We start from the raw sequence: 15,065 nt of genomic DNA, 5'->3' as shown, positions 1-15,065 counted from the left end.
CGCAAGGGATTTTGCCGCTTTGGGCAGCAGAAAAAAGCCGGAAAAATGTCAAATTTTGTCCGGCCTTGGTCCCTGCGCCATTTTTTACGCCCGTGCCAGCCGCACGGGCTTTTTTCGCACTTGTTCTGCGGAGCTTCTTGCGCCAGCTTGGTCGGGCGCGGGATGGAATGCGAATTCCGTTGACAGGGGGTGTGAATATGCAGTGCGCGGAGGCAGCCAGGCTGCCAGAGACTGGGGAGCAGACTGGCGCTGTCATCACATCAGAGATGATCCGGTCCTATCTGGAGACACTCTCCCGCCGGGGGAGGAGCCGGAACACGGTGCAGATGTACGGTGCCAAGCTGCGGGCCTTCTATCACTACCTGCCGTCTGACAAGCGGGTGGAGGAGGCCAAGTGCAACCCCTGGTGCCTGCGGAAGTTGTATCTGGCCACCCGGTCGGAGATCGAGCGGAACGTGCGGCTCCCGGCGGAGCAAGCCTATGAGCAGATTCTGGATACGGAGCAGTTGGCTGCCGGATGGACGGAGAATGAGAGCAATTCCATCCAAAAGGATGTTTGCGATAGATATTTTCTCGCCGAGAGGTGTAAAGGAGGAGAAGAGATGAAGAAACGGATCTTATCAGCTTTGATGGTGCTGTGCCTGCTGCTGACACTGCTGCCGGTTTCGACACTGGCGGCAGAGGAGGGGACTGGCGAGTCGGATCCTGCGATCAATCAGGATGGATCGGACTTGCGGAAAGACCCCGCAGAGGAAGGCGGGAAACAGGAGGCCGTGGAAAGTGGGACCGCCGATGAACCGGATGGCCCCAGTGCGCCAAATGAGCCGGGGACTTCAGGGGATCCAGAGGAAAATGAGCCGACAGAGGTTCCGGGAGATCCCCCTCAGGGTCCGGATCCCACGGCCCCCACGGAGCCTGCGGGAGAGCTGGATCCCATAGAGCCTGCTGAGGATCCGGGGACAGTGGTAGAAGAGCCTGTGGCTGAGAACGCGGTGTATGTGTCGGCAGCAGGCGATGATGCGGACGGCACTGGCACAGCAGACGCTCCATATGCCACCTTGGCAAAGGCGGCGGAAGCAGCCCCGGATGGTGCGACGATTTATGTCATGTCAGATGTGGAAATGAACCAAATGGCATGGGTCTGGGAGAAAGAGCTGACCATCACCAGCTATGGTGTTGATCCTGTGACGCTCTCCCGCGGAGAAAATTTTCATACCAACGCAGATCCCGCCAGACAGCACTACAACCCCGCGATGATCGAAGTAGGCGGGGAAACGGAACAAGGGACCGTTTCGTCTCTTATTTTGACCCACATCATTTTGGATGATATGGGCAAATACGAAGGTGAATACTTTGTGCAGGCCGATTCCGAAGGCGATGGGGAGACCACCGTTAGCAGGAGTGAGGTCCCAAATACAAGCATTGTGCAAGACGCCATAATCGCAACTTACAACGGTATGGGTACGATTACTTTGGGGGATGGTGCGGAACTTCGCAACTACGGCGGTATGAGTGCCGTGCGCCTGTCCGGTGGCGAGCTGATCATGGAAGAAGGCAGCGCCATTTTGGATACAACCGAAAACGAACGTGAGAAAGGTGCGTCCGGCAGCTTTGGCCCCGCTGGTGCGGTCTGGCTCCAGGGCGGCATCTTGACCATGAACGGCGGCACGATAGGCGGCGATAAAGGTGTCATGATGAATGGGCGTGCACTCTATGCAGACGGCGGCACCGCTAACATCGGCGGCACCATTCAAAATATTCATGGTACCGATGCGGCCTGGCAGGGGCAGAACGGTGTTGCTGTCCATCTGCGGTCTCACGGTGAAGCTACCCTTGCCAGCACTGGAGAGATCACCAATGTGACCGGCACCAACGCAGGCAATAACTGCGCCATCTGGACCCAATTTTGCAACTTTACCACTAAAGCGGGATCTAAGATTTCTCATGTGGACGGTTTCCAGCTGCTCTATTTTGACGACCTCGACAACAACAACTACAGCCATGAGGTGTACCTCAACGGTACGATCTCAGAATGCGCTTCGGGTTCGGCGAGTCTTTTGCGGTCCTGGTACGGCCAGATCACATTTGGCCCGAACAGCGTGATTGAAAACTGTAGTTCCAGCAGTGCGGGCGGCCTGATCTATTCCAATAACGGCTCCCACTACACATTTGCGGGCACCATCCGCGACAATACCGCCTCTAAAGGCATGATTTATCTTGCCAACCAGGGTGGCGGCGGTGTCATCGCCACGATTGAGGAGACTGCCCATATTGTGGACAACAAGGGTCTTGCCGTTCGTGTGAACAACAGCTCCAATCTCACCATGAACGGCGGTGAGATTGCCCGCAACTCGAGCTACGGTATCCAGATCAGCGGCAAGACCGACTGGACGGGTGTCAGGTTCATTATGAACGGCGGCAAAATCTGCGACAACGGCAGCTATGGTATCTACCATACCGTTGCAGGGAAGTCCCTCGTCGAGATCAATGGCGGCACCATTTCCGGCAATAAGGGATCGAGTGGCAGACAAATCTCCTCCTCCGGCGGTTATGCTGTTGCTGAAACGGAGGAAGGCGCCGGATATGAGTACACCCATGTAAGCGCTGATGTGATGGGGGAACCCCGTACCATATACGTCAGCGCCGGGAAGGTGGAACTTCCTGAGGGCTATGCGGATGTGAACCTGGGCCGCGCCACGAATGAGGCAGTCAACACGCTGAAAGCTGGCGTTGCTAACGAGCACGCCGACTGGACCCCCGTGGGCAGCAGCGCCCTGTGGGTTCAGCCGTCTGCGACTGAGTACAGCTTCGAGCTCGATCCTACTTCCTCCCCTAAGAAGACCGACCTCTATGTGGCCTATGTACAGGTCAATCCGGACGGTTCACCCATTGATGGGGCTGAAGTGGCGGTCGAAGAGGTGGAGAATGCGGAGAAGGTGCCCATCGCTTTGAAGGATCTGACGGCAGGTGCTCCGTATGCGGTGATGCTCTTCAACAACAAGGAGTATACCCTGGCCCCCGATGACATCACCATCTACACCGGCGGCGGTCAGGGCGAGGAGAACTATGACGACGGCGGTTTCCCCAAGCTCACCATCAATGGCAGTGTTGACGTAAAATACACCGGCGACATTACAAGTTTGGAAATCAAGGGTGTGACTATCCCGGCAACGGACGACAAGACCATGCTCGATCAGCTCCTTGAAAACATTGAGGCGGTCTATACCTATGAGGACGGCACTGTCGCCACAGATGATTCCAAGCCGGGCGTGTACACAGTTACCCTCAAATGGAAGAACGGACTTACCAATGAGGACGTTCGGGTGAATGGCAACAATGTAAACCTTGACGGTGCGGGTACACTAATCGTCCGCCATACGCAGGATATTGAGGAAGCGCAGGACGGCGCCAATACATATGTGTTGTTGACCGCAGAGCCCACCAAGGCTGTGATCCACGCCGAGGCGATTGCAAAGACACAAACCAGCTCATGGGGAACCGTGTATCAGCCGTCTTTCTACACCAACGATAACGAAGACTTTGAGATCGAGGATATCGCCGGTATCCAACTCCTGGATGACTCGCTGCTGATTGATGATGACGGCACGGACCGCCAGGCTCTGCTGGAACAAAAGGCAGAGGATTCTGATCTTCTGAATGAGTTGTCCGATGGCAAAACCTACCGCTACGACTTTCACTACCTGGATCTGGTGGACGCCTACAACGGCAACGCCTGGGTTTCTGCCAGCTATGGCACCACAATCTATTTGCCATATCCCGACGGTGTGACAATGGATAACGCAAATGACCTGGATGTACAGGTCATCCACTTTCCGGGCCTGCACCGGGAATATGGCATTGCCGGTCAGGCCGAGGTGACGGATGCCATTGAAGCCTGTGAGCCGGAGGTTATAACCGCTGAATTTGACGCCAATGGTATCGAATTTGATGTGGACCGTTCCGGATTCTCTCCTTTCGCTGTTGTCTGGCAGGAGAACGCGCAGACCTTCACTATCACCGCCTCCGCCGGTGACGGCGGCTCCATCAGCCCCCGCGGCAGCGTTGCTGTGGCCGAGGGTGCGGACAAGATTTTCACCATCACGCCGAACGGCGGCTATACCATTGCCAATGTGAAAGTGGATGAAAAGAGCGTAGGAGCAGTCGATAGCTATACATTTACGGATGTTAATGCAAACCACACTATTTCTGCAACCTTTGCCCGCGATAGCTTCGGAGACGGTGGCGGCCATGACAGCGATCCCTATCTGAGGTTCGACTCCAATGGCGGCACCCGCTTCGACCCCATCGATGAAGACGGAAGGAGCTTCTCCCTCAATGTGTACGATGATGAGGAGTACGGCGCCCACATCCCCACCCGGCCCGGCTACCGCTTTACCGGTTGGTACAAGGACAGCCGCCTGACCATACGGGTGGACGAGGATGAGACTCTGCGGGTGACCTCCTCCGTGACGCTGTTCGCCGGCTGGACGGAGACCTCCGTGCCCGGCATGCTGAACGGCGACGACCACTACGCCTACATCCAGGGCTATTCTGACGGCTCTGTGCGGCCCAACGCCAACATCACCCGGGCCCAGGTGGCCACCATCTTCTTCCGCCTGCTGGACGAGGATGTGCGGGACAACAATCTCACCACGTCCAACGCCTTCCCGGATGTGAACGAGGACTACTGGGCCAACACGGCCATCTCCACCATGGCCCGGCTGGGCGTCATCAACGGCCGCAACTCCGGCCTGTTCGACCCCGACGCTAACATCACCCGCGCCGAATTCGCGGCCATCTGCGCCCGGTTCGACGACAGCGGCGTCGCCGGCGTCACCACCTTTACGGACACCGCCGACCACTGGGCGGAGGACGAGATCAGCCGCGCCGCGGCGCTGGGCTGGATCCAGGGATACAGCGACGGCTCCTTCCGGCCCGACCAGTACATCACCCGCGCCCAGGCGGTGACCATGATCAACCGGGTGCTGTGCCGCCTGCCGGAGGACACGGACGATCTGCTCTCCGGTATGAACACCTGGACCGACTGCCACGAGAGCGACTGGTTCTACCTAGCCATCCAGGAGGCCACCAACTCCCACGACTTTGTCACCAAGGACCGGGTCTATGAGAGCTGGACCGACCTGAACCGCGCTCCCGACTGGAGCCGGTACGAGTAAGGAGCTCAAAAATCAATTTGACAGAAAGCCCGGGCGGATTTTTTCCGCCCGGGCTTTCTGTATTACGATAGAAAAGTGGATATCGCTACGGCTTCTAAGCGCCATAAAAACAAGTGTCAAATAGAAAAGCGGATTGCCCAGGCGCAATATAATAAAGAAGGACGGATAAACAGAAGTAGGTGAATCAAATGGCAATGAGAGCAGCCTGACATGAGGCGCGGCTTGAAACGTGGAAGAAGCAGATAGAAGGTTGCCGAAACAGGGGGAGACGAGTAAGTGAATGGTGCTTGGAACACGGTGTCGGTCCAAAGATATACCAGCGGTGAGAGCGGGAGCTGTACGGCACAAACAGCGAAAACCAAAACAGGCAGAAAGAGGGGCGGATGCCGGAAGCAGCGCCGGTATTCGCGGAAATTACCGCCTCGGAATTGCGTGGGAGCCGAGGCAAGGTGATTGCCGGGATTAAAACCGGAGCAGTTGAAGTGGGGATTTACATCCGAGCAGACAGCGCGGCCGAGGAAGCGTTGTGCTGGGGGCTGAGGGATGCTGAATGACCTTGTGGGAGCAGGGCAGATTTATATTGCCTGTGGGTATGCGGATTTGCGGAACGGGATTGGCGGCTTTGCGACATTGGTACAGCAGAAGTTCCGTTTAGCTCCGTTCAGCGGTACGCTGTTTTTGCCCTGTGGTTATAGGCAGGACTGGATCAAGAGGCTTTATTGGGAAGAGGATGGATTTGTACTGGTCACGAAGCGGTTGGAGGCTGGAAGCTTCCAGTGGCCTCGGAACAGCGCAGAGGCTCGGAGGTTAAGTTACCAGCAGTATCCTTAATTGTCAAAAGCATTGAAAATGATAACTTTCCGGGTAATTTTTAGCCACCAAATTTGCAAAAACAAGACCAATACACAGATGAACAGCACGGAGTTGGTAACGCTCTCCCGTGCGGAATAGGATGAACTGCTTCGAAAGAGCGCGGGGTATACGGAACGAAACCGGAAGCTGGAATGGCTGATGGAACAGGTGCGTCTTGCCAAAAGAAAGCCTGTGGGCATTCTCTGAACAGATGAAAGAGGAATTGGCGGGTCAACTGAGCCCGATACTTGATGAGACGGAGGCATGGTTGTCTATCAGAGCTGCTATAAGGGGAACCGCGGCAGAGCCCCATATCCGGCAGGAGCGGTCCCTACAAGTGGAGGAGCTTCCGCCCGAAAATGTCACTATTGAGATGATGGAGCACCGGCTTTCTGAATCTGGGCGTGTATGCTTCGGATCGCCCATGGAGGGGATTGGCAGAAAAGTCCGGCGGACATGAGTCATGATCCCCACACAGGTGAGGATTCGGGCATACATACGCTTGTCAAAATTGCACACGGCAGAAACGGAAATGCCCATCTTGAAAGCTGAAAAGAAGACTGCCCGAATCTCTGGCAGCTCCGCAAGTTTTGAAGCTGGAGGGCCGGACTATCCGGAGCAAATGCTATATGCGGCTGTACCGGACCGCAGGGATGTGGAACACCCTGTCGTGCTGTATGAATACCAGCCGAACTGGAGGACAAAGAAGAGGCGGAGAAACTTCTGCCGGAGAGTGCACCGGACACTCACAGAACATTGAAGGGAGAATGGTTCCATTAAGCGAGCCTGCTGAAAAGCGGGCTCGTTTTTCAGCCCTGGACAGGCAGATGTCTCTCTTTGCCCCGAAATGCCGAATTTTCCAGCAGTTAGATTGCCATGGAAATGCCGTTTAGAGTGATGGACGACTATATGCAGACGAATTTCCCTGAAGCAAAACCACACACTTCAGCCCCACCATGTGCATAGCATACCATGAGCATAGGCCTTATGAGAAAGGAACGATTGTAATGTCTGCTCTCTTGAAGAAATTCAGCAACCTTCTGTGTGTTAAAAGCATTGTAACGCTTGTCTTGACGGTAGTATTTGCCTATCTCGCTGTTTTGGATCGAATTTCCAACCAAGATTTTTTAACAATTTTTTCAGTTGTCATCGCATTCTATTTCGGCACACAGAGTCAGCGCCTGAATGAAAAGATCGAGAAGGACACAGACAAAAAGCAACTTTAGCTATAACCACAGTTCCCTTACTTTGGATGAGAGGTCAATGAGATGAATTATTTTCCCAACAACAATTTAAATAAAGAACGTCATTGCGGCTCTGCACCTGACAGAGACTCCTCCTGTCAGTGTTTTTGCCCCATTCTCTCCGGTGAACGCGGCCCCCAAGGTGAACGTGGGCCGCAGGGCGAACGCGGGCCCCAGGGTGAACGCGGCCCCCGCGGAGAGCGTGGTCCCCAGGGGCCAAAGGGTGAGCAGGGCTGTCCCGGTCCCATGGGCCCAAAAGGAATGGTGGGCCCTCAGGGACTCCCGGGGCCTCAGGGTATTCGGGGCGATATGGGGCCAAAAGGAGACACAGGAGATATCGGACCGCAGGGTGTCCGCGGGGATCCCGGCCCCATGGGCCCCAAAGGCGACCGCGGCCCCGTAGGGCCTAAGGGTGATCCGGGACCGGCTGGCCCAGTCGGCCCCAGGGGGGAAAGAGGTATTCCGGGCGACCGCGGCCCTCAAGGAGAACAGGGACCTCAGGGTGAGCAAGGGCTTCCTGGTGAGACCGGCCCTCAAGGACTCCAAGGAGATCGCGGCTGTCCCGGACCACAGGGAGAACAGGGCCCCATCGGTCCGGCAGGGCCCCAAGGCGAGCGTGGCGAAAGCGGCCCTCAAGGTCCGGCAGGACCCCAGGGTGAGCGGGGTGAAACCGGCCCTCAGGGTGAACCTGGCCCTCAGGGCCCCGCGGGCACGACACCTACCGTCACTGTGGGAACTGTCTCCTCCGGTACTGCCGCAACCGTCACCGCCAATCCGACGGACACCGGGATCTCCCTGGACTTCGTGGTTCCCGTCGGCCCTGCAGGCCCTCAGGGAGAATCCGGCCTGACAGGTCCCCAGGGCCCGGAAGGGCCTCAGGGCGAGCGGGGCGAAACCGGCCCTCAGGGACCTGCGGGCACAACGCCTACCGTCACTGTGGGAACTGTCTCCTCCGGTACTGCCGCAGCCGTCACCGCCAATCCGACGGACACCGGGATCTCCCTGGACTTCGTGGTTCCCGTCGGCCCTGCAGGCCCTCAGGGAGAATCCGGCCTGACAGGTCCCCAAGGTCCGGCAGGCCCCCAGGGTGAGCGGGGTGAAACCGGCCCTCAGGGTGAACTTGGTCCTCAGGGACCCGCAGGCACAACGCCTACCGTCACTGTGGGAACTGTCTCCTCCGGTACTGCCGCAGCCGTCACCGCCAATCCGACGGACACCGGGATCTCCCTGGACTTCGTGGTTCCCGTCGGTCCTGCAGGCCCTCAGGGAGAATCCGGCCCGACAGGTCCTCAGGGCCCGGAAGGGCCTCAGGGTGAACTTGGCCCTCAGGGACCCGCGGGCACAACGCCTACCGTCACTGTGGGAACTGTCTCCTCCGGTACTACCGCAGCCGTCACCGCCAATCCGACGGACACCGGGATCTCCTTGGACTTCGTGGTTCCCGTCGGTCCTGCAGGCCCTCAGGGAGAATCCGGCCCGACAGGTCCCCAGGGCCCGGAAGGGCCTCAGGGCGAGCGGGGCGAAACCGGGCCTCAGGGTGAACTTGGCCCTCAGGGACCCGCGGGCACGACACCTACCGTCACTGTGGGAACTGTCTCCTCCGGTACTGCCGCAGCCGTCACCGCCAATCCGACAGACACCGGGATCTCCCTGGACTTTGTGGTTCCCGTTGGCCCCGAGGGGCCGAAAGGTGAACCTGGTGAAGTTGGACCCGAAGGACCGCAGGGCATCCCTGGGCAGACTCCTGAAATTACAGTGGAGCAAAATACACCTACTGTCTACAAGGTTCGGTTTAAAACTGCGGAGACAGATTTCCTGACTCCCAATCTAAAAGCTGTTCCGGAGGTTTACAACGCAAATCTGTCCTCTGCTGGAAGTGTCTTGACGGTTCCTCTGGAGGCGCTGAACATGACCTTGCAGAACACTTCGGCCACTTCACTCCGCTTTTCCCTCCAGCCTGCGGTAACAGGAACGTCTATTGTGGCCGATATTCGCCGCGCAAGTATTTACGATGGAGCTTCTATTGACAGCCAGACCAATGACAACCTGACAATCTCAGGTGTGTTCGTAGTGGATGATCTGATCTACAGCCAGTCTCAGGAGATGCACTGGACACGAATCCGGCAACAAGAGCCCTCTACCGGTCTTTGGTCCATGTGTGAGATCCGAATCTTTTCTTCCCGAGGCGGTGCCCGTACGTCTGTATGCGTCAACTGGCTATACACGGGAGCCAGTTTCCTGGCACCATAAGTTTTCTTTCTCAGGACTGCAAGTTGCTCTGTGGGGCACTATAAATATTCATCAGAAGTGCAGTAATGTAAACGTGAAACAGAGGGGCAGCCAAACGGTCGCCCCTCTGCTCACACTTACCCATAAAATCAGATGATGAGATGTGAATGCTTTGCAGATGCTCCTTACCCCACTATACTGAAAGCAGAACATGGAATGGGGGGAGGGTATGCTGGGCGGGCGGGACTATACCGGGTACTACCGGCGGTGCGATGGAAAACTATCGATGGGATTCCTGCGGCCATGGATGCCGACACCGGCGAGGAGACTGCCATCCGGATTCTGTTTCTGTTCTTGGACCCGCCCAAGTATTACACGATAAGCAAGCAGTCCCTCTGCGCATTTCTGGAGGTGAGTGGGGGAGCGGAGAGCCGAGTGCAGGTGTCTGAGAAATAAGACGATTACGGGTTCCGCTATTAGTCTCCTGGAAGAAAGCGGAGTCCGCGGCCCGGTGCGCCGGAGCCCTGGCTATTCTCTGTTTCTGTGGTATGTTGTGTTGCTGAACAAGGGAGGCGACACGTATGAACGACTACATGAAGGCCCTGCACCAGCGGTTTTTCTGGGAACTGGAGCGTCCCAGCCTCTCTACTCCCCGAAAGTGAACGGGAAACGAATGGCACCAACGTCTCCGTCCATACAGAGGCGGCGTGCAAGGAGAAGTTGGCCCGGCTGATCGCGGAGATCGCCGCCGAGAAAAAGCGGCGGAAGCAGGCAGAACTGGCAGGTTGAACAAACGGGCCTCCCAGGGCGAACTGCTCTCGGAGGCCCGTATTTTTCCTGACTGTGGCTGGTTGAGTGGTCAGGGATAAAATAAGGTTACATAACACGCATGAAAATTGCGAAAAAATTATAAAAAAGTTCCGCTTTCAACAGAAAGCGGAACTTTCGATGGTGGACGATACAGGACTCGAACCTGTGACCCCCTGCACGTCAAGCAGGTGCTCTAGCCAGCTGAGCTAATCGTCCAAAACGGAACGTATATAGGATACACGAAAACGCACCTTTTGTCAACACTTTTCTTGCGCGATCCTGTTTTTTTTGTTATACTGCTGACAGCACTATGACAGGAGGATCACTATGAATCGTGTGGCATTGGTCACTGGGGCTTCCCGGGGGATCGGGAGAGCGATTGCGGCAGAGCTGGCGGAGGCGGGACATGCTGTCTGTATCAATTACCTGACGCACCGGCAGGAGGCGGAGACGCTGGCAGAAAAAATCCGGAACCATGGTGGAAATGCCATTGCAGTTCAGGCGGATGTGGCGGACCGGGCGGCTGTGGAGACGATGGTTCGCACTGCGGAAGCGGAGCTGGGACCCGTGAGCCTGCTGGTGAACAACGCCGGCATTGCGGGGCAGATCCAATTTCAGGATATCACAGATGCCCAGTGGAATCGCTATCTGGGCGTGAACCTGGGCGGCGCCCGGAACACCATCCAGGCAGTACTGCCCCACATGCTCCATGAGAAGGCGGGCTGCATCGTCAACATCTCATCCATCTGGGGACTGCGGGGAGCCTCCTGCGAGGTGGCGTATGCCTGCACCAAAGCCGCTCTCGTGGGGCTGACCCGGTCCCTGGCGCTGGAGCTGGCGCCCTCCCACATCCGGGTCAACTGCGTGGCTCCCGGCGTCATCAACACCGACATGGTTCAGGTTCTGGGACAGGAGACCCTGCGGGATCTGGCGGAGCAGACGCCTCTGGGACGGCTGGGGACGCCGGAGGACGTGGCCCACGCCGTTGCCTTTCTGGCCTCCGACAAGGCATCCTTCCTCACGGGGCAAATCCTCGCCGCCGACGGCGGGTTCATCGTTTGAAGACTGCCGAACAAGAGAGCCGGGCGCCGCATAGGCGGCGCCCGGCTCTCCGTTACGTCCGCCCCGGCAGCGGCAGCGCGTGGAGGATCACCCGGCCGAAGCAGGCGAGCGTCCGGCCGCTGCCGGCGGTGAGTACCACGTCCGCATCGGCCCGCGCCCGGTTTAGGGAGAAAAGATACACCGTTCCGGCGGGATCCTTGTAATACTGCTTGCAGAAGATATCCCCGTCCACGCAGAAGATCCCCACGTCCCCGGCCTTCAGGGGATCGCGATTCACATAGACCACGGAGCCGTCCGGGATGTAGGGGACCATGGAGTCCCCCTGGATACGCACAGCAAACTCTGCGGCCTGAGGCACGCCGTCTGTGACCTGGAGGTAGTCGAAATCCTCGCCGAACACTGGCGCCGCATAACCGGCCGCCGCAGGGGTCCGGTACAGGGGAATGACCCGGGGCTCCTGCTCCGGGGCTGCGGATTCCTGCTGACAGGCCCGCAGCGCCTCCACCATCGTCTGGACGCTCTCCCGCCCCAGGGGAGAGAGGGAGCGATACTGCTCCAGCAGCTGCCGCTCCCGCTCAGTCAGGACGTCCGCGCCGCGGCGAAAGCTGTCCTGAAACAAGGTGTTGGGGTCCGTCTCCAGACAGTCGAACAGCCGGAGCATCATCTCCTCCTTAGGGAAGCTGACACCGGTCTCGTAGTTGCTGACAGTGGACGGTGTGACGCCCAGCCGATCCGCCAGCTGGGGGCGGGAGAGAGCCAGCTCCTCCCGACGGGCTTTGATCCGGTCTCCAAATGCCATGGATCCCATCCTTTCCGATGTTCTTGACAGTATCCTATCGGATTTCAAGGAAGCTGTCAATCCAATTTTACAAGAAACTTGTAAAATTATACTTGACTTTCAAAAAAACTTGTGCTACTGTATAGCTGTAAACAAGATACTTGTAAAATAAATAAAAATTTACAAGTATCTTGTTTATCAAAATGAAAAAAGCGCCCGCGATTGCAGGCACCTTTTTGGTGGGGGAAGGTGGATTCGAACCACCGAAGCCGAAGGCAACAGATTTACAGTCTGCCCCATTTGACCGCTCTGGAATTCCCCCATATTAAAACTGGAGCTGGTGGACGGATTCGAACCCCCGACCTGCTGATTACAAATCAGCTGCTCTACCAGCTGAGCTACACCAGCAGTTCCAACAGCAGAATTTATCTTACCAGATAAGCGCCTGTTTGTCAACAGAAAATTTTTGCTTTTCCACCCGTTTTTTTCATTTTGCCGGCGGGGCACATGAGACTTGCCGGGATCTGTATACAGGAAAGGAGCATCGCATTTGGAAACAAAGGAACATACCCGCCGACGGCGGACGCTGCGCTGCTCGCTCTGCGGGCTGGAGATCACAGAGGGAGAGGACTACTGGTACTGCAACGGCAGCAGCGTATGTGGGGCCTGCCTCCCGGTGTTCGCCCGGGCGGAGCTGGCTCCCTTCCGCCAGGTGCGGGGAAGGGAGGCGGCGCCATGACGCTGCTGGAGATGTCCGCCCTCTACGCGGAGAGCGCGGCCGCCCTGCGGCGGCGGATCGGCGAGCTGCGGCAGGCGGCGCGGGAGCTGAAGGACGAGGAGGACCGCCGCCTTCTGCGGCGGCGGATCACAGAGCTGACGCCGCTGCTGCAGGAGACCCGGGAGCTGGCGGCGCTGACGGCCCATTATTACGACAGGAGCTATCACAGACATGAGAGATACACGCTTTGACGCCCGCAGCAGCGAGTGGATCGGGGACATGACCGTCTGGCTGCGGGACCATGCGGAGGATAACAGTGAGCAGCTGGAGCGGCTGCGGCGCGGCCTGCGCCGGGCCCGGGAGCAGGAGCTGACGCCCCGGCAGCGGGAGATGGTGTTCCTCTATTACGACCGGGGACTGAAAATGTCCCAGATTGCTCAAAAGCTGGGGGTGAACCGCTCCACCGTCTCCCGCACGGTGAAGCGGGCTAAACAGCGGCTGTACCGCTGCCTGCGGTACGCCCTGTAATTTTCCCTCTTGAGGTTTTGCGGGATACACCGTATAATCGGTATCAAAGAGGGACCATGGATATCCGCAGAAGGGAGCTGCACTCCCAAGGGAGGTTTTACCCATGCTGTACACTACCCTGCACAACCGAATCCTGCGGCTGGTGCTCGCCGTGCTGGGCGAGCTGATCGCGGCCGCGGCGCTGAATCTCTTCATTGTCCCCCTGAGCCTGTACACCGGCGGCCTGCTGGGCTTCTGCCAACTGGTGCGAACGCTGCTGCAGGACTTCCTGGGCGTGAGCTTCGGGGCCTACGACATCGCAGGCGTCCTCTATTTTCTGCTGAACATCCCGCTGCTCATGATCGGGTATCGGAACCTGGGCAGGGGACTGGCGGTGCGGACCATCATCTGTACGGTATCCTACTCTGTTTTTTACAGCATCATTCCCATTCCCACGCAGCCCATTGTGGACGATTATCTGACGGCCTGCCTGCTGGGCGGCATCCTCACCGGGATCGGCAGCGGAATCGTCCTCACCTGCGGCGGCAGCGGCGGCGGACTGGACGTGCTGGGACTCATCATGAGCAAGCGGGACAGTGCTTTTACGGTGGGTAAATTTGCGCTGGGCTTCAATGCCCTGCTTTATACGGCCATCCTGATCCTGTTTGACCCGGAGGTCGCCATTTACTCCGTGATTTACAACTTCGCAAACTCCATGATCCTGGACAGGATGCACCAGCAGAATGTCACCGTTCAAGCCCTGATTTTCACGCGGGAGGACGAGAGCGTCCTGGCGGACTTCATTATCAAACAGCTAGGGCGGAGCGTGACCTACTGGGACGGCGTGGGCGCCTACACCAAGGACGATGTCCGTGTGTTGTGCGTGTGCCTCTCCAAATATGAGATCGAGGAGCTGCTCCACATGGTGCACTCTGTGGACCCCCACGCGTTTTTGACTGTGCAGGAGGGCGTCCGGGTATTCGGCAACTTTCCGCGGAAGCTGGGATGAGGAGAGGAGGATCGCCATGAACGGACCTATTGCTGTATTGGCCGGCACACCGGTGGACACCCGGATGGGCGTGGCATATCTGGAGGAACGGGGGCTGCCGGGCGTGCCGTTTCCCCTCTCCCGGGGACCCAGGGAGCAGACTGCCTTTCAGCACGCCCCGGCAGCGGACAAGCGCCGCCAGGCCCTGGCGGTGCTGAGGGGCGCCATGGCCCAGGGCTGTCGGCGGGCTTTCGTCTACTGCAACTCCCTGTCTGCGGCAGTGGATTTCCCGGGGCTTGCGGAGGAGACGGGGATGCGGATCGTGACGCCGCTGGACGTGTACCGGCGGCTGGCGCTCCGCTACCGGGCGCTGGGGGTCATCGCCGCCAACGCCCAGGGACTCTCCGGCATCGAGAAAGTATTGCTGGAGGCCAATCCCGCCCTGGATCTGCTGGGGGCCTGTGCGCTGCCGGTGGTGCTGGCCGTGGAGGCGGGGATGCCGCCGGAGGAGCTGGTGGAACGCCACCGTCTGGCGGCGCTGGCAGCGTGGTTTGCCGACGGCGGGATGGAGGCGCTGGTGCTGGGCTGCACGCACTTCCCCTATTTTAAGGAGGCCCTGGCGGCCCGGACAGGGCTGCCGCTGGTGGACCCGGCGGAGGAGATGCTCCGCCTGCTGACCCAATGAAGAAAGCGGACCGTG

General features: G+C 58.2%; 11 protein-coding genes and 3 tRNA genes. 10 read left to right on the top strand and 4 right to left on the bottom strand.

The features are described from left to right. Positions 1 to 197: 197 nt before the first annotated feature. The 4 genes from DN611_RS13685 (at position 198) to DN611_RS17075 (ending at position 9,523) form a co-directional block, all read left to right on the top strand. Positions 198 to 5,177 carry an S-layer homology domain-containing protein gene (locus DN611_RS13685; protein ID WP_160117442.1) on the top strand — a complete coding sequence of 1,660 codons (4,980 nt, stop codon included), beginning with the start codon at positions 198 to 200 and terminating at the stop codon, positions 5,175 to 5,177. Positions 5,178 to 5,560: 383 nt separating this feature from the next. Beyond that, positions 5,561 to 5,731, top strand: a complete 171-nt coding sequence (locus DN611_RS16750; RefSeq protein WP_021747988.1) for a hypothetical protein — start codon at positions 5,561 to 5,563, stop codon at positions 5,729 to 5,731. Continuing rightward, the gene (gene tnpB, locus DN611_RS13680; protein ID WP_021747989.1) at positions 5,721 to 6,008 is read left to right on the top strand and encodes an IS66 family insertion sequence element accessory protein TnpB; all 288 of its coding nucleotides are present in this window, start codon (positions 5,721 to 5,723) and stop codon (positions 6,006 to 6,008) included. Before DN611_RS16750 ends, tnpB begins: the two co-directional genes overlap by 11 nt. Positions 6,009 to 9,181: 3,173 nt before the next feature. Then, complete coding sequence (locus DN611_RS17075) at positions 9,182 to 9,523, top strand: hypothetical protein (RefSeq protein ID WP_119311621.1); 342 nt, start codon at positions 9,182 to 9,184, stop codon at positions 9,521 to 9,523. Positions 9,524 to 10,451: 928 nt separating this feature from the next. On the opposite strand, the gene DN611_RS13645 is transcribed toward DN611_RS17075, so the two are convergent. Further along, positions 10,452 to 10,528, bottom strand: a tRNA-Val gene (locus DN611_RS13645). A gap of 111 nt (positions 10,529 to 10,639) precedes the next feature. Between DN611_RS13645 and ymfI the strand changes: the two genes are divergently transcribed. Beyond that, complete coding sequence (gene ymfI, locus DN611_RS13640) at positions 10,640 to 11,374, top strand: elongation factor P 5-aminopentanone reductase (protein WP_021748997.1); 735 nt, start codon at positions 10,640 to 10,642, stop codon at positions 11,372 to 11,374. Positions 11,375 to 11,426: 52 nt separating this feature from the next. Here the strand turns inward: ymfI and DN611_RS13635 are convergent, their stop codons facing one another. From DN611_RS13635 to DN611_RS13625, 3 genes are all read right to left on the bottom strand, one after another. Next, positions 11,427 to 12,173, bottom strand: coding sequence for an XRE family transcriptional regulator (locus DN611_RS13635; protein ID WP_119311619.1), 747 nt, complete (start codon positions 12,171 to 12,173; stop codon positions 11,427 to 11,429). Between the two features lie 216 nt (positions 12,174 to 12,389). Then, positions 12,390 to 12,474 (bottom strand) — tRNA-Tyr (locus tag DN611_RS13630). Positions 12,475 to 12,484: 10 nt separating this feature from the next. Next, positions 12,485 to 12,560 (bottom strand) — tRNA-Thr (locus tag DN611_RS13625). 142 nt (positions 12,561 to 12,702) lie between these two features. On the opposite strand from DN611_RS13625, the gene DN611_RS13620 reads away from it, so the two are divergent. From DN611_RS13620 to DN611_RS13600, 5 genes are all read left to right on the top strand, one after another. After that, positions 12,703 to 12,891, top strand: a complete 189-nt coding sequence (locus tag DN611_RS13620) for a hypothetical protein (RefSeq protein ID WP_025544094.1) — start codon at positions 12,703 to 12,705, stop codon at positions 12,889 to 12,891. Next, complete coding sequence (locus DN611_RS13615) at positions 12,888 to 13,121, top strand: hypothetical protein (RefSeq protein WP_036631428.1); 234 nt, start codon at positions 12,888 to 12,890, stop codon at positions 13,119 to 13,121. The genes DN611_RS13620 and DN611_RS13615 overlap by 4 nt, the downstream gene beginning before the upstream one ends. Further along, positions 13,102 to 13,398: a sigma-70 family RNA polymerase sigma factor gene (locus tag DN611_RS13610; RefSeq protein ID WP_021751542.1), complete on the top strand. Its 297-nt coding sequence runs from the start codon at positions 13,102 to 13,104 to the stop codon at positions 13,396 to 13,398. Before DN611_RS13615 ends, DN611_RS13610 begins: the two co-directional genes overlap by 20 nt. A 103-nt stretch (positions 13,399 to 13,501) precedes the next feature. Further along, positions 13,502 to 14,386 (top strand): YitT family protein, encoded by an 885-nt coding sequence (locus DN611_RS13605; protein WP_021751543.1) that lies wholly within the window; start codon positions 13,502 to 13,504, stop codon positions 14,384 to 14,386. 16 nt (positions 14,387 to 14,402) lie between these two features. Beyond that, positions 14,403 to 15,050 (top strand): aspartate/glutamate racemase family protein, encoded by a 648-nt coding sequence (locus DN611_RS13600; protein WP_119311618.1) that lies wholly within the window; start codon positions 14,403 to 14,405, stop codon positions 15,048 to 15,050. Positions 15,051 to 15,065: the final 15 nt, after the last annotated feature.

It is taken from the genome of Oscillibacter sp. PEA192, assembly GCF_003574015.1.
Classification (GTDB): domain Bacteria; phylum Bacillota; class Clostridia; order Oscillospirales; family Oscillospiraceae; genus Oscillibacter; species Oscillibacter welbionis.
Note: the sequence above shows the minus strand (reverse complement) of the source record. Positions and strands in the feature narration are given on the sequence as shown.

Excerpts from the sequence above, each read along its gene's own strand:
- DN611_RS13615 (WP_036631428.1), top strand. The coding sequence starts at position 12,888 with ATGACGCTGCTGGAGATGTCCGCCCTCTACGCGGAGAGCGCGGCCGCC.
- DN611_RS13635 (WP_119311619.1), bottom strand. The coding sequence starts at position 12,173 with ATGGCATTTGGAGACCGGATCAAAGCCCGTCGGGAGGAGCTGGCTCTC.
- DN611_RS17075 (WP_119311621.1), top strand. The coding sequence starts at position 9,182 with ATGACCTTGCAGAACACTTCGGCCACTTCACTCCGCTTTTCCCTCCAG.
- DN611_RS13605 (WP_021751543.1), top strand. The coding sequence starts at position 13,502 with ATGCTGTACACTACCCTGCACAACCGAATCCTGCGGCTGGTGCTCGCC.
- tnpB (WP_021747989.1), top strand. The coding sequence starts at position 5,721 with ATGCTGAATGACCTTGTGGGAGCAGGGCAGATTTATATTGCCTGTGGG.
- DN611_RS13600 (WP_119311618.1), top strand. The coding sequence starts at position 14,403 with ATGAACGGACCTATTGCTGTATTGGCCGGCACACCGGTGGACACCCGG.
- DN611_RS16750 (WP_021747988.1), top strand. The coding sequence starts at position 5,561 with ATGCCGGAAGCAGCGCCGGTATTCGCGGAAATTACCGCCTCGGAATTG.
- DN611_RS13685 (WP_160117442.1), top strand. The coding sequence starts at position 198 with ATGCAGTGCGCGGAGGCAGCCAGGCTGCCAGAGACTGGGGAGCAGACT.
- DN611_RS13610 (WP_021751542.1), top strand. The coding sequence starts at position 13,102 with ATGAGAGATACACGCTTTGACGCCCGCAGCAGCGAGTGGATCGGGGAC.
- ymfI (WP_021748997.1), top strand. The coding sequence starts at position 10,640 with ATGAATCGTGTGGCATTGGTCACTGGGGCTTCCCGGGGGATCGGGAGA.